Source organism: Paracoccus sp. TD-10, from assembly GCF_048270675.1.
GTDB lineage: Bacteria > Pseudomonadota > Alphaproteobacteria > Rhodobacterales > Rhodobacteraceae > Paracoccus > Paracoccus pantotrophus.
On record NZ_CP182419.1, the window covers coordinates 106,447 to 129,693 of the forward strand.

27 protein-coding genes are annotated in these 23,247 nt (G+C 70.9%); 1 reads left to right on the plus strand and 26 read right to left on the minus strand.

The features are described from left to right. Positions 1–18: 18 nt before the first annotated feature. The 23 genes from ACNKFW_RS11425 to ACNKFW_RS11535 all read right to left on the minus strand — a co-directional run bounded on the left by ACNKFW_RS11425 (position 19) and on the right by ACNKFW_RS11535 (position 18,435). A complete protein-coding gene (locus ACNKFW_RS11425) occupies positions 19–441 on the minus strand; it encodes an NlpC/P60 family protein (protein ID WP_024843680.1) in 423 nt (140 codons plus the stop codon). Beyond that, positions 438–1,256, minus strand: a complete 819-nt coding sequence (locus tag ACNKFW_RS11430) for a DUF2163 domain-containing protein (RefSeq protein WP_333483913.1) — start codon at positions 1,254–1,256, stop codon at positions 438–440. The genes ACNKFW_RS11425 and ACNKFW_RS11430 overlap by 4 nt, the downstream gene beginning before the upstream one ends. Continuing rightward, positions 1,253–1,885, minus strand: coding sequence for a DUF2460 domain-containing protein (locus ACNKFW_RS11435; RefSeq protein ID WP_147428635.1), 633 nt, complete (start codon positions 1,883–1,885; stop codon positions 1,253–1,255). Before ACNKFW_RS11435 ends, ACNKFW_RS11430 begins: the two co-directional genes overlap by 4 nt. A 1-nt stretch (position 1,886) precedes the next feature. Continuing rightward, positions 1,887–2,552 carry a phage tail tape measure protein gene (locus ACNKFW_RS11440; RefSeq protein WP_024843683.1) on the minus strand — a complete coding sequence of 222 codons (666 nt, stop codon included), beginning with the start codon at positions 2,550–2,552 and terminating at the stop codon, positions 1,887–1,889. Between the two features lie 19 nt (positions 2,553–2,571). Next, positions 2,572–2,784, minus strand: coding sequence for a phage tail assembly chaperone (locus tag ACNKFW_RS11445; protein WP_147428633.1), 213 nt, complete (start codon positions 2,782–2,784; stop codon positions 2,572–2,574). Then, positions 2,781–3,149, minus strand: a complete 369-nt coding sequence (locus tag ACNKFW_RS11450) for a gene transfer agent family protein (RefSeq protein ID WP_024843685.1) — start codon at positions 3,147–3,149, stop codon at positions 2,781–2,783. The genes ACNKFW_RS11445 and ACNKFW_RS11450 overlap by 4 nt, the downstream gene beginning before the upstream one ends. After that, positions 3,100–3,513, minus strand: coding sequence for a phage major tail protein, TP901-1 family (locus ACNKFW_RS11455; RefSeq protein ID WP_024843686.1), 414 nt, complete (start codon positions 3,511–3,513; stop codon positions 3,100–3,102). The genes ACNKFW_RS11450 and ACNKFW_RS11455 overlap by 50 nt, the downstream gene beginning before the upstream one ends. A gap of 12 nt (positions 3,514–3,525) precedes the next feature. Next, entirely contained in the window at positions 3,526–3,945 is a 420-nt protein-coding gene (locus tag ACNKFW_RS11460) for a DUF3168 domain-containing protein (protein ID WP_024843687.1), read from the minus strand. Beyond that, positions 3,942–4,292: a head-tail adaptor protein gene (locus tag ACNKFW_RS11465; protein WP_024843688.1), complete on the minus strand. Its 351-nt coding sequence runs from the start codon at positions 4,290–4,292 to the stop codon at positions 3,942–3,944. The genes ACNKFW_RS11460 and ACNKFW_RS11465 overlap by 4 nt, the downstream gene beginning before the upstream one ends. Beyond that, complete coding sequence (locus ACNKFW_RS11470; RefSeq protein WP_024843689.1) at positions 4,289–4,906, minus strand: head-tail connector protein; 618 nt, start codon at positions 4,904–4,906, stop codon at positions 4,289–4,291. The genes ACNKFW_RS11465 and ACNKFW_RS11470 overlap by 4 nt, the downstream gene beginning before the upstream one ends. A 126-nt stretch (positions 4,907–5,032) precedes the next feature. Continuing rightward, positions 5,033–6,199, minus strand: a complete 1,167-nt coding sequence (locus ACNKFW_RS11475; RefSeq protein ID WP_024843690.1) for a phage major capsid protein — start codon at positions 6,197–6,199, stop codon at positions 5,033–5,035. Between the two features lie 23 nt (positions 6,200–6,222). Then, the gene (locus ACNKFW_RS11480) at positions 6,223–6,780 is read right to left on the minus strand and encodes an HK97 family phage prohead protease (protein WP_024843691.1); all 558 of its coding nucleotides are present in this window, start codon (positions 6,778–6,780) and stop codon (positions 6,223–6,225) included. Then, a complete protein-coding gene (locus ACNKFW_RS11485; protein ID WP_024843692.1) occupies positions 6,761–6,994 on the minus strand; it encodes a GTA head formation protein, RCAP_rcc01685 family in 234 nt (77 codons plus the stop codon). The genes ACNKFW_RS11480 and ACNKFW_RS11485 overlap by 20 nt, the downstream gene beginning before the upstream one ends. Position 6,995: 1 nt before the next feature. Next, positions 6,996–8,195: a phage portal protein gene (locus tag ACNKFW_RS11490; protein ID WP_024843693.1), complete on the minus strand. Its 1,200-nt coding sequence runs from the start codon at positions 8,193–8,195 to the stop codon at positions 6,996–6,998. A gap of 152 nt (positions 8,196–8,347) precedes the next feature. Continuing rightward, entirely contained in the window at positions 8,348–9,739 is a 1,392-nt protein-coding gene (locus ACNKFW_RS11495) for a DNA-packaging protein (protein WP_208852049.1), read from the minus strand. Next, complete coding sequence (locus ACNKFW_RS11500; RefSeq protein ID WP_024843695.1) at positions 9,639–9,998, minus strand: hypothetical protein; 360 nt, start codon at positions 9,996–9,998, stop codon at positions 9,639–9,641. Before ACNKFW_RS11500 ends, ACNKFW_RS11495 begins: the two co-directional genes overlap by 101 nt. A gap of 357 nt (positions 9,999–10,355) precedes the next feature. Continuing rightward, the gene (gene mltG / locus ACNKFW_RS11505; protein WP_147428631.1) at positions 10,356–11,534 is read right to left on the minus strand and encodes an endolytic transglycosylase MltG; all 1,179 of its coding nucleotides are present in this window, start codon (positions 11,532–11,534) and stop codon (positions 10,356–10,358) included. After that, a complete protein-coding gene (gene fabF / locus ACNKFW_RS11510; RefSeq protein ID WP_024843697.1) occupies positions 11,531–12,793 on the minus strand; it encodes a beta-ketoacyl-ACP synthase II in 1,263 nt (420 codons plus the stop codon). The genes mltG and fabF overlap by 4 nt, the downstream gene beginning before the upstream one ends. A 108-nt stretch (positions 12,794–12,901) precedes the next feature. Beyond that, a complete protein-coding gene (locus ACNKFW_RS11515; protein ID WP_147428629.1) occupies positions 12,902–13,672 on the minus strand; it encodes an enoyl-CoA hydratase-related protein in 771 nt (256 codons plus the stop codon). Positions 13,673–13,681: 9 nt separating this feature from the next. After that, positions 13,682–14,809 carry an acyl-CoA dehydrogenase family protein gene (locus tag ACNKFW_RS11520; protein ID WP_147428628.1) on the minus strand — a complete coding sequence of 376 codons (1,128 nt, stop codon included), beginning with the start codon at positions 14,807–14,809 and terminating at the stop codon, positions 13,682–13,684. After that, positions 14,806–15,987, minus strand: a complete 1,182-nt coding sequence (locus ACNKFW_RS11525) for an acetyl-CoA C-acyltransferase (RefSeq protein ID WP_147428627.1) — start codon at positions 15,985–15,987, stop codon at positions 14,806–14,808. Before ACNKFW_RS11525 ends, ACNKFW_RS11520 begins: the two co-directional genes overlap by 4 nt. Before the next feature lie 12 nt (positions 15,988–15,999). Further along, complete coding sequence (locus tag ACNKFW_RS11530; RefSeq protein ID WP_147428626.1) at positions 16,000–16,767, minus strand: SDR family NAD(P)-dependent oxidoreductase; 768 nt, start codon at positions 16,765–16,767, stop codon at positions 16,000–16,002. A gap of 9 nt (positions 16,768–16,776) precedes the next feature. After that, the gene (locus tag ACNKFW_RS11535; protein WP_147428624.1) at positions 16,777–18,435 is read right to left on the minus strand and encodes an acyl-CoA synthetase; all 1,659 of its coding nucleotides are present in this window, start codon (positions 18,433–18,435) and stop codon (positions 16,777–16,779) included. 128 nt (positions 18,436–18,563) lie between these two features. On the opposite strand from ACNKFW_RS11535, the gene ACNKFW_RS11540 reads away from it, so the two are divergent. Further along, positions 18,564–19,586, plus strand: coding sequence for an AraC family transcriptional regulator (locus tag ACNKFW_RS11540; protein WP_147428622.1), 1,023 nt, complete (start codon positions 18,564–18,566; stop codon positions 19,584–19,586). Here the strand turns inward: ACNKFW_RS11540 and ACNKFW_RS11545 are convergent. The 3 genes from ACNKFW_RS11545 to ACNKFW_RS11555 form a co-directional block, all read right to left on the minus strand. Further along, complete coding sequence (locus ACNKFW_RS11545) at positions 19,543–20,526, minus strand: hypothetical protein (protein ID WP_151208804.1); 984 nt, start codon at positions 20,524–20,526, stop codon at positions 19,543–19,545. The two genes, ACNKFW_RS11540 and ACNKFW_RS11545, sit on opposite strands and share 44 nt — an antisense overlap. 145 nt (positions 20,527–20,671) lie before the next feature. After that, entirely contained in the window at positions 20,672–21,781 is a 1,110-nt protein-coding gene (locus ACNKFW_RS11550) for a ParB/RepB/Spo0J family partition protein (protein ID WP_147428620.1), read from the minus strand. Next, on the minus strand, positions 21,778–23,082 hold the full coding sequence (locus ACNKFW_RS11555) for an AAA family ATPase (RefSeq protein ID WP_028709961.1): 1,305 nt from the start codon (positions 23,080–23,082) through the stop codon (positions 21,778–21,780). The genes ACNKFW_RS11550 and ACNKFW_RS11555 overlap by 4 nt, the downstream gene beginning before the upstream one ends. Positions 23,083–23,247 lie beyond the last annotated feature (165 nt).

Sequence of the window (23,247 nt, forward strand, 5' to 3'; positions counted from 1 at the left end):
TGCGCCCCTTCCTTTCCCTCAATGCGGCGGAAACCGGAACCGCCCGGCGATCCGCGCCCGCCACGGCGCCGACAGCGGGCTTTCCACCACGCCATGCCGGTCATAGGCATGCACGAAGCTGGCCCGCGCGCCGATTTCCGCCGCTATTCCCATATGCTTGGCCGGCGCCCCGGCCCGCATGCGAAAGACCAGCACATCGCCCGGCCGCTCGTCGGGCGCAGGCAGCAGCAGCCGCCCCGCCCCGCCCAGCAGCAGCTCCGCCCCGCCGACCTCGCCCCAGTCGGGCGTATAGGCCGGCATGGCCTCGGGCTCGGCGCCGCACAATTCGCGCCACACCCCGCGCACCAGCCCCAGGCAATCCGTCCCCGCCCCCTTGGCCGAGCCCTGATGCACATAGGGCGTGCCGATCCAGCCCCGCGCCGCCTGAACGACCGCGCTCATCGGTTCACCTTGGGCGCGATCAGCCAGTCCTCGGGCGGCAGATGCGGAAAGCCGCGAAAGTTCAGGTAGTTCAGGAACTTCATCCGGCAGGTCTCGGCCCGCTTGTCGCAGCCCGCCTCCAGCCGCACCCGGTCGCCCGCGGCGGGCCGGATGCCCAGCGCGGTCCAAAGCTCGACCTCGCGGCCCCCGCCCGGCAGGGCGGCATCCGCCTTGACCCGCGCCGACAGGCCCAAAGCCTCGCCCGACAGCACCACAAGCTGCCCATGCTCGAACCAGCCCGCGTCATGGCCGTCGACGCCCGACAGCGCCAGCCGGCCCTCGGCCTCGGCCTCGACCACCCCCTCGGCCGCATAGCCCGGCCGGGACAGGTCGAACCGGCACTGCCCGTCCCCCAGCACGGCCGAGCAGCGCGGGTGATAGACCCGCCCCTGCGCCCGGCCCAGGGGCTCCGACAGCCCGCGCAGCTCGGCGCGGAACGCCGCGCCGCTGCGCAGCACCTCGCCCAGATGGCCGCGGAAAAGCAACCGCCGGTTCGCGGTATCGGACCAGTCCACCTCCCACAGCCGCACCTCGGCGCCGTCCCAGCGCCCGGCCATCAGGTCGCGCTCGGTGATGGCGCTGTCCGACAGCGCCCCCACCGCCTCGCTATTGTCCACCGACAGGCCGAGGCCCTGCACCAGCGCCCGCGCGCTCAGCCCGCTGTCGGGGCGAAAGGCGATGCCGTCAAAATCCAGCGCCCCATCGTGATCGGTAAATCCCAGCACCAGCCCGTCGCGGCGCTCGACCGCCCAGGCCCGCGCGATCGTCTCGCTCATAGCCGCACCTCCACCACCGGCACCTGCGGCAGGTCGCCCGCCTGGAAGGACGCGACCGAGACCGCGATCCGGTCGGTGTCGAAGCGCACCGGCACGTCGAACTCGAACCCGGCCGTGACCAGGGCCCCCGGCTCGGGCGGCGCGGCGAAACGGATCACGCCCGTCGCCCAATCGACGGCGAAATCCACGCCGGCGCGCAGTTCCACCTGGCCCACCCCGGCCAGCACCGTGCCCTCGACCGGCTTGGCCACCGGCCGCCAATAGCGCCCCGGACCCGAGGCATAGGCCTTGCGCAGCGCAAACTCGCGCCGCACCCCGTCGCCCATGCCGATCTCCTGGTCCTGAAAGCTCACCGTCCCGCTTGGCGCGCAGGACTTGCAATCCGCCCAGTCCTTCCAGCGGAACCCGTGCATCTGCCCGGCCCGCGCCTCGAAAAAGGCGATCAGCGCCGCCACGTCGTCCAGCGAGCGCAGGCCCAGCCCGGCGTCATAGCGCCGCCGCGAATGCGCCCAGGGCGTGCGCCGCTCCTCGTGCCCGTTGGTCAGCGCGACGATTTCCGTGCGCCGCTCCGGCCCGCCGACCGAGCCGAAGGACAGGTTCGCCGGGAACCTGATCTCGTGAAATGCCATCTCAGCCGTTCCTTTCCCCGCGCGCCAAGAGCCGCGCCATCTGCGCGGCGATCTGGCTCTGGCTGCGCTGGAACCCCGCCACGTCGGGGGTCGAGACATTGAAGGTCACATTGACCGGCCGCCCGCCGCCGCCCGCCGCCGCGACCCCCAGCCGCCCGTCGGCGCCGCGGCGCAGGGGCATGATCGCCTCGGCCCCGGCCTCGCCCATCAGCCCGGTCGCGCCGCGCATCGGGAAATAGGTGGGCTGGCTCACCACGCCGCCCTTGGCAAAGGGCATCACCCGCCCCTGCGAAAACGCCGCCCCCTGGCCAAAGGGCAGCACGGCCGAGACCATGCCGTTCACCCCCTGCGCGATGGCCCCGGCCAGCGCCTGCTCGACCGGTTTCATCGCCACGGCAAAGGCGCTGTCGGCCATGCTGCGCGCGATGCCCTTCAGCGCGTCCGACAGCTTCATGCCGTCGAAGACCAGCCCCGAAAACGCCCGGCGCAGCCCGTTGCCGATCCCCGATGCCAGCGTGCCGACCTCGCGATTGGTATGGACCATCGACTGCCGCAGCCGCGCCAGTTCCGCGTCGAACTCCGCCGCCAGCCGGGCGCTCTGCTCCAGGCCGCGGCCCAGCGCCGGCCCGTCCTCGTCCAGCCGGTCCAATCCGTCCTTCTCCGCCATGACGGCGCCTCCTTTCATGCTAACCTGCGGGCCGGTCGGGATAGCGCGCGACCAGTTCCGCCAGCCGGTCGCGGGTCATCGCGCCCCGGCGCCCCGGCTCGACGCCCAGCATCAGGGCCAGCTCGGCCGGGGTCAGCGCCCAGAACTCGGCCGGCCGCAGCCCCAGCCCGCCCAGCCGCGGCGGACCCAGGCCCATGCGCATCAGCCCCGGCCAGTCCAGCCCGCCGCTCATGTCCCCTCGACGCGAAAGGCCCGCGCCAGCAGCGCCGCCGCCGCATGGGCGGCAGCGACCGGCCCGCCGCGCAACTCGGCCGCGGCCAGTTCCGCCATGCCGCCCGGCCAGCCGCCCGCCCGCAGCCCGGCGACCAGCACCGCCATCACGTCGCGGCTGGAGAACCGCCCGCCCTCGAAGCGTTCGACCAGCGCGATCATGCTCTCGGCGCCCAGTTCCGCCTCAAGCCCGGCCAGCGCGCCCAGCGTCAGCCGGGCGACATGGCGCCGCCCGTCCAGCCAGATCTCGACCTCGCCCGCCAGCGGGTTGACCGGCTCAGAAGGCGACGAAGCTGATCGCGCCCGCGCTTGCCATGGAAATCTCATAGGTCGCCTCGCCATTGTAACTGCCCGCATATTCCAGCGCCGTGATCTGGAACGGCCCCTCGACCGTGCCGAAATCCGGGATCACCACCTGGAAGCGCGGCACCTCGCCGTCGAAGAACACCTGCCGCGCGCGTTCGTCCGTGGTCCCGTCCCGGAACACGCCGGACCCCGAGATGCTGGCCGAGCGCACCCCGGCGCCCGCCAGCAGCTCGCGCCAGCGCCCCTCGCTTTCCAGGCTGGTCACGTCCACCGTCTCGGCATTGAAGCCCAGCCGGGTCGCCCGCAGCCCCGCCACGGTCTCGAAATGGCCGTCGCCGGTCATGTCCATCTTGATCAGCAGGTCGCGTCCGTTCTGCACCGCCATCGCCGTCTCTCCTCAACCCAGGTCGATGCGCGCGCGAAAGGTCAGGTCGACCCGCCGCCCCGCGCCGTTTTCCACCCGCCGGGCGCGGGCGCGCAGGAACCACAGCCCCGCCAGATGCCCGCGCTCCAGCGCCATCGCGGCGCCCTCCAGCGCCTCGCTGACCGCGACCGCCGCCGCCTTGACGGCACCGAAACCGCCCGCCGCCTCGGCCCCCGACAGGACCGAGACCACGAAATCATGCACTGCGCCCGGCGCCGTCATGTCGCCCGCGTCGCGCACCTCCTCGGGGCCCAGCGCGACATAGATCCCCGCCGGCGCCGCCACCGGCATGGCGTCATAGATCGCGTCGCCCACCATGGCCCCCAGCGCCGCGTCCTCGCGCAGCACGCGATAGACCGCCACCTGCAGCGCGGCCGTTCCACGGTAGCTCATGCCCCCGCCTCCTCTTTGGCGATGCAGACCAGCCAGCGGCCGCCGGCATCGCTCTCGGCCACCGCCTCGATGCGGAACCGGCGCGCCGTCTCGCCCTCGCCCAGCCGCAGCCGCTGCTCGGGGCGCGGGCGGCGGGCATCGCCCACCGGCGCCGCCCTGACGATGATCCGCCAGGTCACGACGCTCTGCGCCCCCACCTCGGCGATGCGCTCCGCCCCCGCGCCCGACCGCATCTCGGCCCAGAGGCGCCCGACCTCCTGCCAGGCCAGGCGGAACCCGCCCATCCCGTCGGGCTCCCGGACCGGGGATTCCACCACCAGCGGCACCGTCGGCCGCGGCAGGCTCATGCCCGGCCGCGCGGGTTGCCGCGCCCCCCCAGCACCCGGACCGAGCGCCAGGGCTCGATCAGCGCGCCGACGCCAAAGGGCAGCGCCCCCGCCGATCCCGCAAAGCTGCGATCCTCGTGATAGCGCGCGGCCAGCAGCAGCACCGCCTGCGCCAGGTCGGCCGGCACCTGCGCCCATTCCGCCCCGAACCCGGCGCGCAAGGTGATCTCGGCGAACCCGCCCAGGGGCACCGCCGGCAGGAACGCCCCCACCGGCGCCAGCACCGGCCGCTGCATGTCCGGCACCAACCGGTAAAGCCCCGCGTCGACGACCACCGAAACGCCCGTCGCATCCGCCGTCTCGACCCGCTCGACCGCCTCGACCGGCGCCAGCGGCAAGGGCTGGCCCTCGGGATCGCGCCATGCCTCCAGCCGCAGCCGGAACCGCCGGGCCAGCAGCACCTTGCCGGTGCGCGCCTCGACGGTGGCGATGGCCGCGCGCAGGAACCCCGCCAGCGCCGCGGTCTCGGCCGCGTCCTCGGCCATGCCGAAACCGGTCCCCAGCCGCAGATGGTCGCGCAACATCGCGACGGGCAGCGCCTCGGCCGCGGGCGCCGTCACTTCCACAAGCATCATCCTCGTCTCTCCCATTCGCAGGGCTTCGGGCAAAGGGGGCCGCGCCGCTGCACCCTCGCGCGCGCGGACAGCTGCACTTGCCAGCAGGGCGCAGTTTCCCGGCGCGGCCCCCGCTTCGGCCCCGGATCAGCCGAAGACCATCAGCTTGACGGCGCGCGCATCGGTGACGCCGCCGCCGACGCGCTTGCTGGCATAGAACAGCACATGCGGCTTGGCCGAGAACGGATCGCGCAGCACCCGCAGATCCGGCCGCTCGACGATGGTATAGGCCGAGCGGAAATCGCCGAACCCGATGGAATGCGAGCCCTGGGCGATGTCGGGCATGTCCTCGCAGACCAGCACCGGATAGCCCAGAAGCTGCGCCGGCTGCCCCATGGCCAGGCTGTCCGCCCACAGGAAGCGGCCATCCGCGTCGCGCATCTTGCGCACCGCGGCGGCGGTCTTGGAATTCATCACGAAGCTCGCATTGGCGCGGTATTGCGCGCCCAGCGCATAGACCAGGTCGATCAGCGCATTGGCCGGGTTGGTGGCGGCGAAATCGCCGGTCCCGCCCGAGGGGATGGTGCCGATCTGCACATTGGTCGCGCTGCCGTTCGGCGCCTTGGCATGGGTCAGCAGGCCGCGCGGCTTGTTCACCCCGTCGCCGCTGATGAAGGCCGTGGCCTCGGCGCGGGCGAATTTCTCGGCGATGCGCCCGGCCAGCCAGGTCTCGACATCGAAGGCCGCGTCGTCCAGCAGGCGCTGGCTGGCCTTGGGCATGGCCGAAAGCTCATGCACCGGGATCACCACCCGCTGCACGCTGGGGGTGCCGGTCTCGGCCTGGGCGGCGGTCTCGGCCGCCCAGCCATGGGCGATGTCGCCCATGTCCACCAGCACCTCATAGCTCGCCGATTCCACCGTCACCACATTGGCGACACGGCGCAACGAGGCGGTGACGTTCAGCGCCTCCTGTACCTGCATGGCCACGGTCGGCGCCGCCAGGAAGCCGCCGTCGCTGGTGGTGGTCATCGCCTTGCCCTCCAGCGGCAGCCCGCGCAGCGCGCCGTCATCGCCGTGGCGGATATAGGCGTCGAAGGCCTTCTGATGCGGCGCACCCTGGTCGGCCTCGGCCGACAGCGGCGCGCGGGGGCGGGAAATCGTCTTGCGGTCCAGCATGGTCATGCGTGTTTCCTGTGCTTCCAATCGGTTCTGAATCTCGCTGCGGAATGCCTTCAACTCCTGGACAAAGCCCAGCATCTCGGCCCCCAGGTCGCCGGGCACATCCGCCCCGGCCGCGGCTTTCACCTCGGTCATGATCCCCTCCGTTTCGGTGAAACTCACTCGGCGCGCAGCGCCTGCGTCGCGGCCCGAAAGGCCGCCGCCATCTCGTGCAGCCGGTCGGACTTGGTGCCGACCCTGGCCTCGGCCAGCATCGGAAAGGTGACAAGCGACACCTCCCACAGCTCGACCTCGGACAGCAGCCGCCGGCCCTTGCCGTCGCGCTCGGCGGAAATGGTGCGATAGCCGATCGACAGCCCGTCGATGGCGCCCGCCGCGACCAGCGCCGCCGCCTCGCGGGCCTGGGCGATCTCGGGCAGCAGCCGCCCCTTGACCCACAGCCCCTTGCCGTCCTCGCGGATCTCCTCCCAGACCCCGATGGGCCGGGCGGGATCGTGCTGCCACAGCATCCGCACCCGGTCGCCCCGCGCCTCCAGCCGCTTCAGGCTGGCGGCATAGGCGCCGCGGACCACGACATCGCCGCCCTGGTCGGCCAGGCCGAACAGGCTGGCATAGCCCTCGATCCGCGTGCCCTCGGCCACCAGCGACCCGCCGGCGGCATATTTCAGCTCCAGCCCGTAATCTTTCGAATCCACCTCACCCTCCTTTCGGGGCATATTCCAGGATGGACTGCACCGCCTGGGTCAGGATGACCGCGACGACGCCATAGACGGTCATCCACAGCCGCCGCTCCAGCCCCTCGATCAGCGCCTCGATGCGCTCCAGCCGGCGCTCCACCTGGGAAAATTGCAGCGCCATGATCCGCTCCTGCGTCTCGAGGCGCTGGTCGTGCCAGTCGAAGGGCTCCTTGACGAAACGCGAGCCCTCCATCTCACCCCTCCCCCTCCGGCAGGGGCGGCAGCCCCAGCGCCGCCCGCTTCTCGGCCGGGGTCAGGAAGCCGGCCTCGCCGACGCGCTTCCAATGCTGGTCGCGCTCCTCGGCCAGGGCCGGCACCTGGTCGGGATCGGCGCGCAGGTCGATCTCGGCCCCCAGATGCTCGGACAGCCACCAGGCCAGGGCACCGGCCACGCGCGAGACCAGCGGCAGCACCGTCAGCCGGTAAAAGGCCCGATGCGCTTCGGCGTAATTGGCATAGGTCGCCTCGCCCGGAATGCCGATCAGCATCGGCGGCACCCCGAAGGCCTGGGCGATCTCGCGCGCCGCCGCCAGCTTGGTCTGGTGAAACTCCATGTCCGAGGGCGAGAACCCCATCGGCTTCCAGTCGAGCCCGCCCTCCAGCAGCATCGGCCGCCCGGCATTGCGCGCGCCCTGGTGATGCATCTCCATCTCCGTCACCAGGCGCTCATACTGGTCCGGCGACAGGCCGCCCTGCCCGTCGGCGCCCTTGTAGACGATGGCGCCGCTGGGCCGCGCCGCATTGTCCAAAAGCGCCTTGGACCAGCTCGAGGCGCTGTTATGCACATCCACCGCCACCGCCGCCGCCTGCATCGGCGACAGCCCGTGATGGTCGTCCAGCGGATGGAAACTGCGGATATGGCAGATCGGATCGGGACTGCCGGCCATGTCGAAGCGGACCTTGCGCCCGCCCACGCCATATTCATAGGCGACCGGCCAGCCGTCCGCCCCCGGCACCACCGCCATCCGGTCCGAGCGCAGCACGTGCAGCTCGGCCGGCAGCCCCTGCGCACCCTCGCCCACCGCCTCCAGATAGCCGTCGCCGCTCAGCAGGATCTGGCCGTAGAGCGCCTCGAACAGCTCGGCCCGGCCCTGGCCCGGATTGGGCCGGCGCATCAGGTCCAGCACCGGATGCACCTCATAGCGGCGCTCGCGGTCCTGGCAGATCAGCGGCACGGCGGCGGCGGCCTCGGCGATCAGCCGCACGGCGCGGAACCCGACCGGATTGCCGACGAAGCCCAGCCGCGTCAGGCTGACCGTGTCGCGCGGCGACCAGACCACGCGGCCCGAACCCGCCGCCAGCGCCACCAGCTTGCCGGCGGCGCTGGCCTTCTTCTCGACCGCGCCGGGCGGCCGCGCGGGCGCAGCCCCCCGCCCGAACCAGGGAAATGCCATCGGTTCCTCCTGAAATGCCAATGAAAAAGGGGCCGCGCCCGCGACCCCTCCCGGACCCCGCAAGGCCCTTTCACCGTTTCGAAAATACCCTGGGGGGGAAGCGCCTGCGGCCCCCCGTCCAGGGGGGCGGCAGGCGCGGGGGGCAAAGCCCCCTAAAGCCCCCGCACCGCCGGGCGCAGGTGATGCGCGGCCGGCGCGATCACCAGCTCGTGGATGGCCCAGACCAGCGCATCCAGCCGATCGGGCGAGCCGCGCCCGTCATAGCCCGCCACCGTCATGCGGCACATCTGCTCCTCCAGCTGGCCCAGCCCGCGCAGGTGGCTGACCCGCCCCTGCTCGTAAAGCGCCGCCACCGGCTCGGCGCGCAAGCCCTTGCCGCGCCCGGCGCGCAGGGCGCGGAACGGCACCAGCGGATCGACCTGGCGGATCACGCTCTCGACCAGGTCGCCGCCCTGGTTGACCTCGGCCACCAGCCGCTCGGCGCCGTGGCGCTGCATGGCGGCGATGGCGGCCCGCGCCCAGTCCAAGGGCCCGCCCCGGACCGAGGCATCCTCCAGCACATAGGCGCGCCATTCCGTCGCCGGCCCCTCGGCCACCACCCCGGCCACCACGATGCCGCATTCGTCCGACGCCGCGCCGCCCGTCACCGCCGGATCGACCGCGACGACGATGCGCGACAGCGCCGGGCAAGCCTCGACGCGGCAGCGCTCCAGCAGGGCGGCGCTCCACAGCGCCCCCTCGACATCCTCCAGCAGCAGCCCCTCCAGCTCCTGCCGCCCCAGCCGGGTGCCGCCATAGCGCGCCTGCACCTCGGCCAGGAAGCTTTCCGCCAGATAGGCCCGGTTCGCGTCGGTCGGCGCATGGGTGGTCACGGTCGAGGACTGCCGCAACAGCCGCTTCAGCACCGCCACGTTCCTGGGCGTGGTGGTGACGACCTGCTGCGGATGCGGACCCAGCCGCAGCGCGAATTGCAGCATGTCCCATGTCTCCTCGGCCTTCTTCCACTTGGCCAGCTCGTCGACCCAGGCCGCGTCGAATTGCGGCCCGCGCAGCGCCTCGGGCTCATGGGCCGAGTAAAGCTGCGCCACCGCGCCATTGGGCCAGACCAGCCGCCGCCGCCCCGCCTCCCAGACCGGCCGCCGGTCGGGCGGCGACGAGGCCAGGATCCCCGATTCCCCGAACACCATCACGTCGCGGGCCTGGTCCAGCGTCTCGCTGACCAGCGCCACCCGGCGCGCGCGGCCCGGCGCCTCGGGGGTCGCGCCCTCGACCTGGGCGCGCACCCATTCGGCGCCGGCGCGGGTCTTGCCCGCACCGCGCCCGCCCATGATGACCCAGCTCTTCCAGTCGCCCTCGGGCGGCAGCTGGTGCGGCAGCGCCCAGAACTCGAAAAGCCAGGGCAGCGCCGCCAGCGCATTCTCGCCCAGACCCGCCAGGAACGCGTCAACCTCCTCCTGCGCGGCGCAGGCAAGCCAGGCGGCGCCCGATCTCGTCTCGTGCCGCGTCAAGGTCGAGTGCGCCTGCACCGACCCGCCCGGCAGCATCCTTGCGAAGCTTGTCAACCTTGCTCCTTTCCTCCAGCACCATCTGGGTCGCGGCCCGCAACTCGCGCACCAGCTTGCCGGATTCCTTCAACTCGCCCGTCTCGCCGGCCTCGATCCGCTCTCGCAGCCGGTTCAGTTCCGCCGCATAGGACCGAAACAGCCCGTCCGCGATCTCCAGCACGTTTGTGTCCGGCGCCTCGGCGCCGGGCACGAAAGGCCCTTCCGGCGCCCCTGGCCCCGGATCGAAACTCTTGGTCATTCTTGATCGCCCTGCCGTCCTGTGCCTGTCCGCACGAGCGAGACATGAAAAAAGCGGCCTCGGGGTCGCCCCCGGCCGCTTGCCCATCTCTCCCAGCATGGGGAATTTCTACTTCAGGGCGTGCGCCGAGTCAACGCAAAACCGGGGATTGCGCGGTCGCCGCTGCCATAGCCAAGCGAAATCAACGGCTTGCCAAAAGCAACACCCGCCGCGCGCCCTGCGCAACAGGGCCGGAACCGGACGCGGCCCGCCGCATCGCTTCTTCGTTCCCCAAATACCCGGGACGGCAACCGGGCCAGGGGCGCAAGCGCGCCCCGCTCACGCCGGCCGCGCCTCTCACCTGCACCCCGGCGCCCGTCAGTCGCCCTGCACCGGCGACAGCGGCTGGCCCCTCTGGCGCTCGATCTCGCGCCAGCGGGCGACGTTGCGGTTATGCTCCTCCAGCGTGCGGGCGAATGCATGCCCGCCCGAGCCGTCGGCGACGAAGAAGACGTAATCGGTATCCTCCGGGTCCATCGCCGCGGCGATGGCGGCCCGGCCGGGATTGGCGATGGGCGTCGGCGGCAGCCCGTCGATCTGATAGGTGTTATAGGCCGTGCGCCGCCGCAGTTCCGAGGCGCGGATGCCGCGGTCCAGAACGCCCTTGCCCTCGGTGATGCCATAGATCACCGTCGGGTCGGTCTCCAGCCGCATGCCCTGCCGCAGCCGGTTGACAAAGACGCTGGCCACCACCCGGCGCTCTTCCGGCTGGCCGGTCTCCTTCTCGATGATCGAGGCCATGACCAGCGCCTCCTCGGGCGTGGCATAGGGCAGGTCGGGCTCGCGCGCCTCCCAGGCCGCGGCCAGGATCGCCTCTTGCCGCCGCGCCATCTCGGCCAGCAGCGCGGCGCGGTCGGCGCCCTTCTGCACATCATAGGTGTCGGGGGCGAGGCTGCCCTCCTCGGGCAGGCCCGCGACCTCGCCGCCCAGGAAACCGGCCTGTTTCAGCCCCTCGACCACCTGCCAGCTCGTCACCCCCTCGGCGACCGAGATGCGCAGCCGCGCATCGGGCTTGGCCTCCGCCGCGGTGACGACCTCGGGCGCCGGCTCGCTGGCGGGGTTGTATTTGGCCTGCTCGGCAAAGACCCCGGTCTCGGCATCCATGTCGCGCAGGATCACCGAGTTCTCGCGCACGCCGATGCGGAACACCACCTCGGTGCCGCAGGTGCTGGGACCGCCGGCGGTGATGACCCGGACGATCTCCGCCATGCTGGCATGCGGCGGCATCAGGTAGGAGCCGTATTTCAGATCGCGCGATTTCCCGGCATAATCGGCGCCCGCCCGGAACACATAGGCATTGGACACCACGCCCTGCTCGGCCAGCTGCTGGCTCACCGCGTTCAGGCTGGCGCCGGGGGCGACGCGCACGCAGGCGGCCAAGGCGCTGGGGCCGGGCCGGGTGTATTCGTGCTTGCCCCAGGCGATGGCCGCCGCGACCGCGATCAGGATCACGATCAGCAGCGTCAGGAAATTCGACGCGATATGGCGCCAGATCATTCCTTGACCCGCCCCATCACCAGGCTGGCATTGGTGCCGCCGAAGCCGAAGCTGTTGGACAGCACGTGATCCACCTTGCGCCGCACCGCGGCATTGGCGGCCAGGTCGACGGGGGTTTCGCGCGCCTGCTTGTCCAGGTTGATGGTCGGCGGGCAGATCTGGTCGCGGATGGCGAGGATGCAGAAGATCGCCTCGACCGCCCCCGCCGCGCCCAGCAGGTGCCCGATGCTCGACTTGGTCGAGGACATCACCACATTGCCCGCCGCATCGCCCAAGAGCCGCTCGACCGCGCCCAGCTCGATCACGTCGGCCATGGTCGAGGTGCCATGCGCGTTGATATAGTCCAGCGCGCCCGGCGCGAGGTTGGCGCGCTTCAGCGCATTGGTCATGCTGCGGAAACCGCCGTCGCCATCCTCGCTGGGCGCGGTGATGTGATAGGCGTCGCCCGACATGCCATAGCCCAGGATCTCGGCATAGATCCTGGCGCCGCGCGCCTTGGCATGCTCGTATTCCTCCAGCACCACGACGCCGGCGCCCTCGCCCATGACGAAGCCGTCGCGATCCTCGTCCCAGGGCCGGCTCGCCGCCTTGGGGTCGTCCTCGCGCTTGGTGGACAGCGCCTTGCAGGCGTTGAAGCCGGCGATGCCGATCTCGCAGATCGGGCTCTCGGTGCCGCCGGCCACCATGACATCCGCATCGCCCAGCGCGATCAGCCGCGCCGCGTCGCCGATGGCATGGGCGCCGGTCGAGCAGGCGGTGACGACCGCATGGTTCGGCCCCTTGAAGCCGAAGCGGATCGAGACCTGGCCCGAGACCAGGTTGATCAGCGCCCCCGGAATGAAGAACGGCGAAACCCGTTTCGGCCCGCGTTCCTTGATCAGCACCGCGGTATCGGCGATCGAGGACAGCCCGCCGATGCCCGAGCCGATCATGACCCCGGTGCGCTCGCGCTCGTCCTCGTTCGCGGGCTCCCAGCCGGAATCCTTCACCGCCTGCTCGGCGGCGGCCATGCCGTAAAGGATGAAGTCGTCGACCTTGCGCCGGTCCTTGGGCTCCATCCAGTCGTCGGGGTTGAACGTCCCGCCCGAGCCGTCGCCAAAGGGGATCTCGCAGGCATATTTCGTCGCCACGTCCTTGGTGTCGAACCGGGTGATCGGTCCGGCGCCGGATTCCCCGGCCAGAAGCCTCGACCAGGTCTCCTCGACCCCCGAGGCCAGCGGCGTGACCATCCCCAGTCCGGTGACGACAACTCTGCGCATGCACGGGCTCCCTTCGCAACGCTCAATCGGGCAGGTTCTACACGCCGCCCGCCGGCCGCGCAACGCAAAGCGCCGCCGCGCCGGCGGGCCGCCGCCCCCGCTTCCGGGTCAGTCGCGGTGAAACGCCGGCTTGCGCTTTTCCAGAAAGGCCCGCATGCCCTCGCGCTGGCCCTCGGTGCCGAACAGCCGGTGGAACAGCCGCCGTTCCCAGGCGACGCCCTCGGCCAGCGACAGCTCCTCGGCCCGCATCACCGCCTCGCGCGCCAGCCGCGTCGCCGGCCGCGAATAGCCGGCGATCTGCCGCGCCGCCGCCATCGCCTCCTCGACCACCTGATCGTCGGGCACCACCCGCGCCACCAGCCCGGCGCGCAGCGCCTCGGCCGCGTCCATCATCCGGCCGGTCAGGTGCAGGTCCATCGACAGCGCCCGCCCGATCAGCTTGGTCATGCGCTGCGTGCCGCCCATGCCGGCGATCACGCCCAGCTTGACCTCGGGCTGGCCGAATTTCGCCCCCTCGCCGGCAATGGCGAAATCGCACATCATCATCAGCTCGCAGCCGCCGCCCAGCGCATAGCCGTTCACCGCCGCGATCTTGGGCGTGCGCGTCGCCGCGAACCGGTCCCAGATGGCAAAGAAATCCGCCTCGACCATCTCCTCGGCGCTCTTTTCGGCCATTTCCGAAATATCCGCCCCCGCCGCGAAGGCGCGCTCCGAGCCGGTGACGACCACGGCCCCCACGCCCCGGTCGGCATCCAGCGCCTCGGCCGCCGCCGTCAGTTCCTCGGCCAGCGCCGAGTTCAGCGCGTTCAGCGCCTCGGGCCGGTTCAGCCGGATCAGCGCCACGCGGCCCTCCCGCGTGATCTCGATCAGTTCAGCCATGCTCCCCCCTCACAGGTTGCGGGCGATGACGAGGCGCTGCACCTCGCTCGTGCCCTCATAGATCTGGGTCACGCGCACGTCGCGATAGATGCGCTCGACCGGGTAATCGGCCAGGTAGCCATAGCCGCCATGCAGCTGGATCGCCGCCGAACAGACCCTTTCCGCCATTTCCGAGGCGAAAAGCTTGGCCATGCTGGCTTCGGTCAGGCAGGGCTTGCCGGCCTCGCGCAGCATGGCGGCGCGCAGCACCATCAGCCGCGCCGCGTCGATCTGCGTCGCCATGTCGGCAAGCTTGAAGGCCACCGCCTGATGCTCGATGATCGGCCGGCCGAAGGTGATGCGTTCGCGCGCATAGGCCAGGGCCGCCTCATAGGCGCCGCGCGCCATGCCGACCGCCTGGGCGGCGATGCCGATGCGCCCGCCCTCCAGGTTCGACAGCGCGATCTTGTAGCCCTCGCCCTCCTCGCCCAGCCGGTTCTCGACCGGCACGCGCATGCCGGTGAAGGCCAGCGCGCAGGTGTCCGAGCTGTGCTGCCCCAGCTTGTGCTCGACCGAGACCACCTCGTAGCCCGGCGTATCCGTCGGCACGATGAAGGCGGAGATCCCCTTCTTGCCCGCCGCCGCATCCGTCACCGCAAAGACGATCACCACCTTGCCGTTCTTGCCCGAGGTGATGAACTGCTTGGCCCCGTCGATGACGTAATGGTCGCCCTCGCGCCGCGCCTTGCTGCGCAGGTTCGCGGCGTCCGAGCCGGCATGCGGCTCGGTCAGCGCGAAACCGCCGATCCACGCGCCGCTGGCCATCTTCGGCAGGAAGCGCGCCTTCTGCTCCTCGGTGCCGAAACGCAGGATCGGCACGCAGCCGACCGAGCTATGCACCGACATGATAGTCGAGCACGCCCCGTCCGCCGCCGCGATCTCCTCCAGCGCCAGCGCATAGGCGACCGCACCGGTCTCGGAACCGCCATGTTCCTCGGGCACCAGCATGCCCAGAAAGCCCAGTTCGCCCATCTCGGTCAGTTCGGCGCGCGGAAAGGCATGTTCGCGGTCGCGCTGCGCCGCCCCCGGCGCCAGCCGTTCGCGCGCAAAGTCGCGGGCGGCGTCGCGGATCTGTTCCTGTTCCTCGGTCAGCATCATTGCATCCTCTCGATGGCCACCGCCGTCGCCTCGCCGCCGCCGATGCACAGGGACGCGATGCCGCGCTGGCCGCCATGCGTCTCCAGCGCCGCCAGCAGCGTGACCAGCACCCGCGCGCCGGATGCGCCGATGGGATGGCCCAGCGCGCAGGCGCCGCCATGGATGTTCACCACCTCATGCGACAGGCCAAGGTCGCGCATCGCCGCCATGGCGACCACCGCGAAAGCCTCGTTCACCTCGAACAGGTCGTAATCCGAAAGCGCCGTCCCGGTCCGCTCCAGCAGGCGCCGGACCGAGCCGATGGGCGCGGTCGGAAACAGCCCCGGCTTGTCGGCATAGGTCGCGTGGCCCAGGATCCGCGCCCGCGGCACCAGCCCGCGCCGCTCGGCCTCGGAGGCCCGCATCAAGACCAGCGCCGCCGCCCCGTCCGAGATCGACGAGGAATTCGCCGCCGTCACCGTGCCCCCCGGCCGGAAGGCGGGCTTCAGCGTCGGGATCTTGTCCAGCCGCGCCTTGCCCGGCTGCTCGTCGGTATCCACGACCGTCTCGCCGCCGCGGCCCCTGACCGTCACCGGCGCGATCTCGCCCGCGAAATGCCCGGCGGCGATCGCCTTCTGCGCGCGGGTCAGCGAGGCAATCGCGAATTCGTCCTGCGCCTCGCGGGTGAACTGATAGGCCTCGGCGCAATCCTCGGCAAAGGTGCCCATCAGCCGGCCCTTGTCATAGGCGTCCTCCAGCCCGTCCAGGAACATGTGATCCATCACCTGCCCATGGCCCATGCGATAGCCCGACCGCGCTTTCGGCAGCAGATAGGGCGCGTTCGACATGCTCTCCATGCCGCCCGCCACCACCACCTCGGCGGAACCGGCCAGGATCAGGTCATGCCCCAGCATCGCCGCCTTCATGCCCGAGCCGCACATCTTGTTGACGGTCGTGGCGCCGGCGCCCAGCGGCAGGCCCGCGCCCAGCGCCGCCTGCCGCGCCGGGGCCTGGCCCTGGCCGGCGGGCAGCACGCAGCCCATGATGATCTCGTCCACCGCCTGCGGGTCCAGCCCGCCCAGCGCCGCCTTGATCGCGGTGGCGCCCAGCGCCGCGGCCTCGACCCCGGCGAAATCGCCCTGAAAGCCGCCCATCGGCGTGCGGGCCGCGCCCGCGATGACAATCGGATCGCTATCCATGATGACCCCCCCTTATTTCGGTGCCATGCGCAGCGCGCCGTCCAGCCGGACGACCTCGCCGTTCAGCATCTGGTTTTCGACGATATGGCGCACCAGCGCCGCATATTCCGCCGGGTTGCCCAGCCGCGGCGGGAAAGGCACGTTGGCGCCCAGGCTGTCCTGCACCTCCTGCGGCAGCCCGGCCATCATCGGCGTGGCAAAGATGCCCGGCGCGATGGTCATCACCCGGATGCCGTGCCGCGCCAGTTCCCGCGCCGCCGGCAGGGTCAGCGCCGCGACGCCGCCCTTCGAGGCCGCATAGGCCGCCTGCCCGATCTGCCCGTCATAGGCCGCGATCGAGGCGGTGTTGACGATCACCCCGCGCTCGCCGCCCTCGCCCGGTTCATTGCGCGACATGGCATCGGCGGCCAGCCGCAGCATGTTGAAGGTGCCGACCAGGTTGATCTGGATGGCGCGGGCGAAACTCTCCAGCCCATGCGGCCCCTCGCGCCCGACGATCTTCTCGCCCGGCGCCACGCCGGCGCAATTCACCGCCACGTCGATCCGGCCAAAGGCCTCCAGCGCCGCGGCAATGGCCGCCTCGCCCTCCGGGCCGCTGGTCACGTCGGTCCTGACGAAACGCGCCGCCGCGCCCAGTTCCGCCGCCATGGCCGCGCCGGAATCGGCATTCACGTCCAGCAGCACCGCCCGCGCGCCCGCGCCCACCGCCATGCGCGCCACCGCCGCGCCAAGGCCGGACCCGGCGCCTGTGATCACAAAAACCCTGCTCTCGATCTGCATGATGCGTCCTTATTTCCGGGCCAGTTTCTCGACTTCCGCCTTGCGCAGGATGAAGCGCTGGATCTTGCCGCTCGGCGTCTTGGGCAGGTCGGCGACGAAATCGATCATCCGGGGATAGGCATGGGCCGACAAGCGTTTCTTGACATGCTGCGCCAGTTCCTCGCGCAGCGCCTCGGTCCCCTCCGCCCCCTTGGCCAGCACGACGAAGGCTTTCACGATCTCGGTGCGCTCGGGGTCGGGCACGCCCACCACCGCCGCCTCGACCACCGCGGGATGCTCGATCAGCGCGCTTTCCACGTCGAAGGGGCCGATGCGATAGCCCGAGGAGGTGATGACGTCATCCGACCGGCCGATGAAGCTGATCGACCCGTCCGGCTCGAACTCCACCGAATCGCCGGTGCGGTAATAGCCCCCCGCCAGCGCCGGCGTCGCCTGGTTCAGATAGCCCGAGAACCACATCAGCGGCGAACGCTTCATGTCGATGGCCAGCACGCCCGGCTGGTTCGGCCCCAATTCGCAGCCGTCATCGTCCAGCACCACCACGCGATAGCCCGGCATCGCCAGGCCGGCCGAGCCCGGACGCACCGGATGCTCCAGCCCGTGATGGTTGTTCACGCACATGCCCATCTCGGTCTGGCCGTAATGGTCGTGGATCGGCACCGAAAGATGCTCGCCGAACCAACGGATGATCTCGGGGTTCAGCGGCTCGCCGGCGGAACTGACCACCCGCAGCTGCCCCTTGACCGCCGCGGCCGCCTCCGGCCCCGCCGCGATCAGCAGCCGATAGGCGGTGGGCGAGCCGGCAAGGCTCGTCACCCCCATGCGCTCGATGATCCGATAGGTCGTCTCGGCGGTAAAGCCGCCCTCGTAGAAGATCGTCGGCTGGCCCAGCAGCAAGGGCCCGGTCAGCGCGTAATAAAGCCCGTAAGCCCAGCCCGGATCGGCGATGTTCCAGAACACGTCGCTTTCGCGCAGGTCCACCGCATCGCGCATATAGGCGCCGAAGGCCAAGAGCGCCCGCAAGGGCACCGGCACCCCCTTGGGCAGGCCGGTGGTGCCCGAGGTGGACATCATCATGAACAGATCCTCGCCGCGCCGCATCACCGGCTCGAACTGGTCCGAGGCCATGGCCAGCGCCGCGCGGAAATCCACGTCGCCCGGCGCCAGCGGCGCCTCGCCGCGCAGCACGGCGACCAGCGGGCAGTCCTCGACCTCGTCCAGCTTGGGCCGCTGCGCGGCATTCGTCACCACCAGCTTGGCACCGCTGGTCTTCAGCCGGTGCTCGATGGCCTTGGGGCCGAAGGCGGTGAACAGCGGCTGATAGACCGCGCCCAGCCGCCAGGCGCCCAGCACCACCGCGACCAGCTCGACCGTGCGCGGCAACAGCCCGGCGACCACGTCGCCCGGCCGGATGCCCTTGTCGCGCATCAGGTTCGCCGCCCGCGCCGCCATGCCGCGCAGATCCTCGAAGCTGTATTCCACCAGCGCCTCGTCCGGCGACAGGCAGCGCAGCGCCACCCGGTTCGCGCCGCAATGGCGGTCGCAGCATTCGACGCAGGCATTCAGCCCGGTCTCCAGGTCGCCGCGCAGCCCGGCGATGGCGTCCTCGATGCGAAAGCGCGCCACGGCCTCGTCATAGCGCGTCCGGGACAGGGTGGTCGCAGACATGTCTCTCCTCCTCAACTCTCCCGCATGGCGCGGTTTCCCCGAGTTCGCCGGCAGCTTAGCGCCGGCGACATTGCAAACAATGCCATTGGCGGCCAGAATATCTGATCGGTTTTGCAACAAGGGGCGCCATGGAACGCCGCACCATCACCCCCGGCTTCGTCGAGGACGCGCTGGACTGCCTGCATCGCCGCGGCATCGACCCGGCGCCGCTCTTGGCCCATGCCGGCATCCCCGCCCTGGGCGAGCCGGTCTCGAACCTGCAATACGGCAAGCTCTGGCTCGCCATCGCCGAGCGCATCCGCGACGAATTTTTCGACGAGGCCGCCCGCCCCATGCGCCCCGGCAGCTTCCAGCTGCTCTGCCATGCGGTGCTGCATGCCGGCACGCTGGAACGCGCCCTGCGCCGGGCGCTGCTGTTCCTGTCCGTCACCCTGGACGACCCCACCGGCACCCTGCGCCTGCGCGACGGCCAGGCCGAGATCCTGCTCAGCGACGCCGGCCCGCCGCGCCGCGCCTTCGCCTATCGCAGCTACTGGCTGATCCTGCTGGGGGTGATGTGCTGGCTGATCGGCCGCCGCATCCCGCTGATGCAGGTGGATTTCGCCTGCCCGGCGCCGGAAAACCGCCGCGACTATCACCAGTTCTTCGGCGCCCCGGTGCATTTCGACCAGCCCGCCAGCCGGCTGAGCTTCGCCGCCAGCTACCTCTCGCTGCCGACCATCCGCAGCGAAAAGGCGCTGGAGACCTTCCTGCGCGGCGCCCCCGCCAACATCCTGCTGCGCTATCGCCACGACCAGGGGCTTTCCGCGCGCATCCGCAGCCGGCTGCGCGCCGCCCCGCCCGAGGACTGGCCGGATTTCGACCGCCTCGCCGCCGAGCTGCGCCTGGCCCCCGCCACCCTGCGCCGCCGGTTGCGGGCCGAGGGCCAGGGCTTTTCCGCCATCCGCGCCGAGATCCGGCTGATGCGCGCCCGCCAGCTTCTGCGCGACACCGGCCTCAGCGTGGCCGAGATCGCCGCCCGGCTCGGCTATGGCGAACCCAGCGCCTTCCACCGCGCCTTCCTCAAGCTCGCCGGCACCACGCCGGCCGCCTTCCGCCGCGACGCGCTCAGCCCGCCAGCATCCACAGCCGGAACCGCCGCCCGCCGGTGATCTCGCGCGCCAGGCCCATGGCCTTCATCCGCGCCAGCATCCGCTCGGCGGTGTCGCGGCTGATGCCGGCGCTTTCCTCCAGCATCGCCGCGTTCAGCAAGGGATGCGCCGCCAGCGCCCGGATCACCCGGCCGGCATTGTCGCCCTTGACCCCGGCCATCGCCGCCTGTGCGCGGGCCTGCCAGTCGGCGACCCGCGCCAGCTCGTGCCGCGCGTCCTGAATCCCCGCCGTGACCGCGGCAAGATGCCGCGCCACGCGCTCGGCCGGCGGGCCGGCATCGACCCAGACCGCGCGGCCATGCCGGCCCAGCGGGACAAAGCGCAGCGCCTCGCAGCCCTCGGCCATGTCGCGCGCCGTCCATGTCGCGGGCTCGGCCAGCATCTCGGGCGCCGACAGACCGCACAGCCGCCACAACACCCGCAGCGCCGCCGCCCGGACCAGCGGCGACAGCGCCGCGACCTGCCCGGCCAGTTGCCGGAACTCCTCCACCGCCGCGTCGAAATCCTGCCCGGTCGGCCGCGTCGCCAGCAGCTCGTCCAGCCCCGAGACCGCGGCCCGGTGCAGGCCCAGGAAACCGCGCAACTCGCGCGGATCGCCCTGCCCCTCCAGCCGGCGGATGCCCCAGCGCGCCAGCCGCATCGCCTCCAGGTCGGCGCCGGCCCGCGCCTCCATCAGGTCGCGGCCGATCTCCTCGCGCCGCAAGGGCGTGCCCTGCGCCCACAGCATCGCCTCGACCTCGATCAGCGCCAGCCGGCGGTTGGCGCCGGCCCGCGCCTCGGGTTCCAGCGCCGCGACCGCGCCCTCCAGCCGGCCCAGCGCGAAGGCGGCCCGCGCCAGTTCCGGCGCCAGCCCGGCCTGGGCGGAAAACCAGTCCGCCGCATCAAAAAACTGGTGCGCAGCCGATTTTCCGTGATATTCTATGTCCGAAGCGGATGGCATGTTTCCCGACCTGCAAGCAGCCTTATCCGCAGAATAACCCCATTTTGCGGATCACTGGAAGAGGGGCTTTTCACCCCCCTGCCCCGATGCCCCATCCCGGCTGCCGGGGACCGCGGCCGGGGCCGGACCTTCCCCGCGGGGAAGGTCAATCCAGGCTCTCCAGCATCACCCGCACCGCCGCCTCCAGCTTGCGCCGGTCCACGGCCGAGAAGTCGCGCGGCAGCCGGATCTCCAGCCGCCCGTTCGAGGCGGTGCATTTGGCACTGCCCTGCGGCCGCTGGATCTGGAAGCTGATGCGGGCCTTCCCCGCGGGGACGGTCGGCGTGGTGCTGCGCGGCGCGGCGGCCGGCGATTCCGCGTCGCCCGCCAGCCCGGCATAGCGGCGCAGCAGCTCCAGCTCGTCCTTGACCGAGCGCGAATCCCAGTTCTTCAGCTCGGCCCGGATCGCCGCCGCCGTGCCCGGCACCTCGTCCAGCCGTTGCGCCAGCGCCAGCCCCAGCGCGCGCGGGATATCGGGCGCGTATAGCAAGGCATCGCCCAGGGCCTCGACCAGCCGGATGAAGCTGCGGATATAGCTGCGCTTCTGGTAGCCGGCGGATTTGAACAGGATCGCCACCGCCTTCTCGGGGTCGCTCTCCTCGGTCACCGGGTCCATGGCGTAATGCAGCGCCAGCTGCGCCATCTCGGCGAAAGAGATGTCCTTGCGCACCATGTTCTCGTCGACCATGCGCCGGTATAGCCGCTCCAGCTCGTCGCCGCGCGCCGCGATGCCGGCCGGTATGCGGCCCCATTTCTCGACGTCGCCCGTCTCCTCCAGCAGCTGGCGATAGGCCGAAAGCCGGCGCCAGCCCTGGATCAGCTCATAGCGGCCGCCCTCGGCCGGCTCGACCCGGATCGGGTTCGACAGCCCGATGTCGCGGATCGACTCGACCAGTTCGGTCAGCTCGTAATCCGGCCCCGCGGCGCGGTCGCGGATCAGCTTCTGCGCGTCGATGGCGTCCAGCGGGATCAGGTCGGTGATCAGCCCGGCCCGCTTCAGCCGCACATGTTCCTGGGCCAGCGCATCGTTCTCGGCCCGGATCTGCGCCTCCAGCCGGGCGCGGTCGCGGGTGGATTCCGCCGTCTCGGTGATGGCGGTGGCCATCGGGCCGCGGCGATGCTCCTTTTCCTCCTTCCCCGCGGGGAAGGTTTCCGGCGCGACCTCGGCGGGCTCGTCCGGCATCTCGATTTCGAACATGCGGCGTTTGCGGCTCATGCCTCATCCTCCAGCTTGTCCCAGGCCGCGACGACATGGGATTTGAACTCCTCATAGGCCTGGTCGAAGGTCGCCCGCGCCCGGCGCCAGGTGCCGCGCGTCATCTCGCGATAGTCGATCTCGTAGATCGAGCTGAGGAACCGGCCCGATTGCTCGACCGCGCGCGTGAGCTCGATCGGGTGCTGGGCCATGTGCTGGCCGAAGACCTGCTGGAAGGCGCCGTACATCGCCTGGTGCAGCTCGTTCGACGGCTCGTAGCGCGTCATCAGGAAGCGGATGTCGGCAAAGGCCTTGGGCAGCCTGATCTTCCCCGTGGGGAAGTTTTCGAAGCCATGCGACAGGTCTTCCAGCGCCTCGGAGAGCTGGCCGATGAAGCTGGTGGTCGAGTCGTATTCCCAATAGCCGGGGCCCGAGGGGATATAGAGCATGTCGGCGGCAAAGACCGCGTTCATCGACTGGTAGCCGATGGCCGGCGGGCAGTCGAACAGGATCAGGTCATAGGCATCGTCCGCCAGGCTGTCGAGAAAGCGCGACACCGCGCCGAAGAAGGTCCATTCCGGGTTCAGGTGCCGATACTGGGCGCTGGCGAACTCGACGAAGGCGGCATTGGCGCAGCTCGGGATGATGTCGATGGTCGGCCAGGCGGTCGGCTTGATGAAGTCCGCCGGGCGCAGCATGCCGAGCCCCATGTCGCGGATCGAGGCCGGCAGCTTGCGCTGGGGCAGGGCGGTGCCCGACTCGGCGCCGCGGGCGGCGGCGTTCATGCGGTCGGTCTCGCGTTCCAGGTCGCGGGCCATGATGCCCCAGACGGTATGGTCCTCGCCCACGTCGGTCAGGCCCATGGAATGGCTCAGCGTCGCCTGCGGGTCGAAATCGACGACCAGCACCCGGTAGCCGTCCAGCGCCGCGGCATGGGCAAAGTGCAGCGCCACGGTCGACTTGCCGGCGCCGCCCTTGAAATTGGCGATGGCGGCGCGGAAGGCGCGCTTGCCCTCGGGGCGCCAGGGCATCAGCGTCTTGCGGTTGATGCGGATGCGGCGGCGCAGCTCGTTGATCTCGTCGAGCGAGAACCAGCGCTGGCGGCCATCCTCCTCGACTTCCCCGAGGGGAAGGTTCGGCTCGGCGGCGAGCTTGCCGCGGAAGGTGGACTGGTTGATGCGGAAGATCAGTTCGGACACCTCCCAGCTCGAGAAGCGGCGCAGCGTCTTCTCATTGGCCGGGCTGAAGGTCTGGCGCCGGATCCAGCCCTGCATCTTCAAGGATTGCGCCTGCAGCTTGGCGAGGTCTTCGTGCGTATACATAGGATGCCTGTATTTTTAGGACGCAGATTATCTTCCGTTTCGCTTTTACGCCGGATTTGCACATTTGGCAAAAGGCGTTTTAATGGAATGGTCAGGATGCGGAGATTGCGGGGTTTTCCTGCGTCGCCCGGCGAATCGCCCGGCGAATCCCGGCGCCGCAAAACC

Bases quoted from the DNA above. Each gene is read 5' to 3' on its own strand.
- ACNKFW_RS11430 (WP_333483913.1), bottom strand. From the start codon at position 1,256: ATGAGCGAGACGATCGCGCGGGCCTGGGCGGTCGAGCGCCGCGACGGG.
- ACNKFW_RS11465 (WP_024843688.1), bottom strand. From the start codon at position 4,292: ATGAGCCTGCCGCGGCCGACGGTGCCGCTGGTGGTGGAATCCCCGGTC.
- ACNKFW_RS11540 (WP_147428622.1), top strand. From the start codon at position 18,564: ATGGAACGCCGCACCATCACCCCCGGCTTCGTCGAGGACGCGCTGGAC.
- ACNKFW_RS11440 (WP_024843683.1), bottom strand. From the start codon at position 2,552: ATGGCGGAGAAGGACGGATTGGACCGGCTGGACGAGGACGGGCCGGCG.
- ACNKFW_RS11485 (WP_024843692.1), bottom strand. From the start codon at position 6,994: ATGGAGGGCTCGCGTTTCGTCAAGGAGCCCTTCGACTGGCACGACCAG.
- ACNKFW_RS11550 (WP_147428620.1), bottom strand. From the start codon at position 21,781: ATGAGCCGCAAACGCCGCATGTTCGAAATCGAGATGCCGGACGAGCCC.
- ACNKFW_RS11520 (WP_147428628.1), bottom strand. From the start codon at position 14,809: ATGATGCTGACCGAGGAACAGGAACAGATCCGCGACGCCGCCCGCGAC.
- ACNKFW_RS11545 (WP_151208804.1), bottom strand. From the start codon at position 20,526: ATGCCATCCGCTTCGGACATAGAATATCACGGAAAATCGGCTGCGCAC.
- ACNKFW_RS11445 (WP_147428633.1), bottom strand. From the start codon at position 2,784: ATGAGCGGCGGGCTGGACTGGCCGGGGCTGATGCGCATGGGCCTGGGT.
- ACNKFW_RS11475 (WP_024843690.1), bottom strand. From the start codon at position 6,199: ATGACCGAGGTGAAAGCCGCGGCCGGGGCGGATGTGCCCGGCGACCTG.
- ACNKFW_RS11480 (WP_024843691.1), bottom strand. From the start codon at position 6,780: ATGCCCCGAAAGGAGGGTGAGGTGGATTCGAAAGATTACGGGCTGGAG.
- ACNKFW_RS11495 (WP_208852049.1), bottom strand. From the start codon at position 9,739: ATGCTGCCGGGCGGGTCGGTGCAGGCGCACTCGACCTTGACGCGGCAC.
- ACNKFW_RS11470 (WP_024843689.1), bottom strand. From the start codon at position 4,906: ATGATGCTTGTGGAAGTGACGGCGCCCGCGGCCGAGGCGCTGCCCGTC.
- ACNKFW_RS11535 (WP_147428624.1), bottom strand. From the start codon at position 18,435: ATGTCTGCGACCACCCTGTCCCGGACGCGCTATGACGAGGCCGTGGCG.
- fabF (WP_024843697.1), bottom strand. From the start codon at position 12,793: ATGCGCAGAGTTGTCGTCACCGGACTGGGGATGGTCACGCCGCTGGCC.
- ACNKFW_RS11450 (WP_024843685.1), bottom strand. From the start codon at position 3,149: ATGAGATTTCCATGGCAAGCGCGGGCGCGATCAGCTTCGTCGCCTTCT.
- ACNKFW_RS11530 (WP_147428626.1), bottom strand. From the start codon at position 16,767: ATGCAGATCGAGAGCAGGGTTTTTGTGATCACAGGCGCCGGGTCCGGC.
- ACNKFW_RS11515 (WP_147428629.1), bottom strand. From the start codon at position 13,672: ATGGCTGAACTGATCGAGATCACGCGGGAGGGCCGCGTGGCGCTGATC.
- ACNKFW_RS11555 (WP_028709961.1), bottom strand. From the start codon at position 23,082: ATGTATACGCACGAAGACCTCGCCAAGCTGCAGGCGCAATCCTTGAAG.
- mltG (WP_147428631.1), bottom strand. From the start codon at position 11,534: ATGATCTGGCGCCATATCGCGTCGAATTTCCTGACGCTGCTGATCGTG.
- ACNKFW_RS11490 (WP_024843693.1), bottom strand. From the start codon at position 8,195: ATGGCATTTCCCTGGTTCGGGCGGGGGGCTGCGCCCGCGCGGCCGCCC.
- ACNKFW_RS11460 (WP_024843687.1), bottom strand. From the start codon at position 3,945: ATGAGCTACCGTGGAACGGCCGCGCTGCAGGTGGCGGTCTATCGCGTG.
- ACNKFW_RS11525 (WP_147428627.1), bottom strand. From the start codon at position 15,987: ATGGATAGCGATCCGATTGTCATCGCGGGCGCGGCCCGCACGCCGATG.
- ACNKFW_RS11500 (WP_024843695.1), bottom strand. From the start codon at position 9,998: ATGACCAAGAGTTTCGATCCGGGGCCAGGGGCGCCGGAAGGGCCTTTC.
- ACNKFW_RS11455 (WP_024843686.1), bottom strand. From the start codon at position 3,513: ATGGCGGTGCAGAACGGACGCGACCTGCTGATCAAGATGGACATGACC.
- ACNKFW_RS11435 (WP_147428635.1), bottom strand. From the start codon at position 1,885: ATGGCATTTCACGAGATCAGGTTCCCGGCGAACCTGTCCTTCGGCTCG.
- ACNKFW_RS11425 (WP_024843680.1), bottom strand. From the start codon at position 441: ATGAGCGCGGTCGTTCAGGCGGCGCGGGGCTGGATCGGCACGCCCTAT.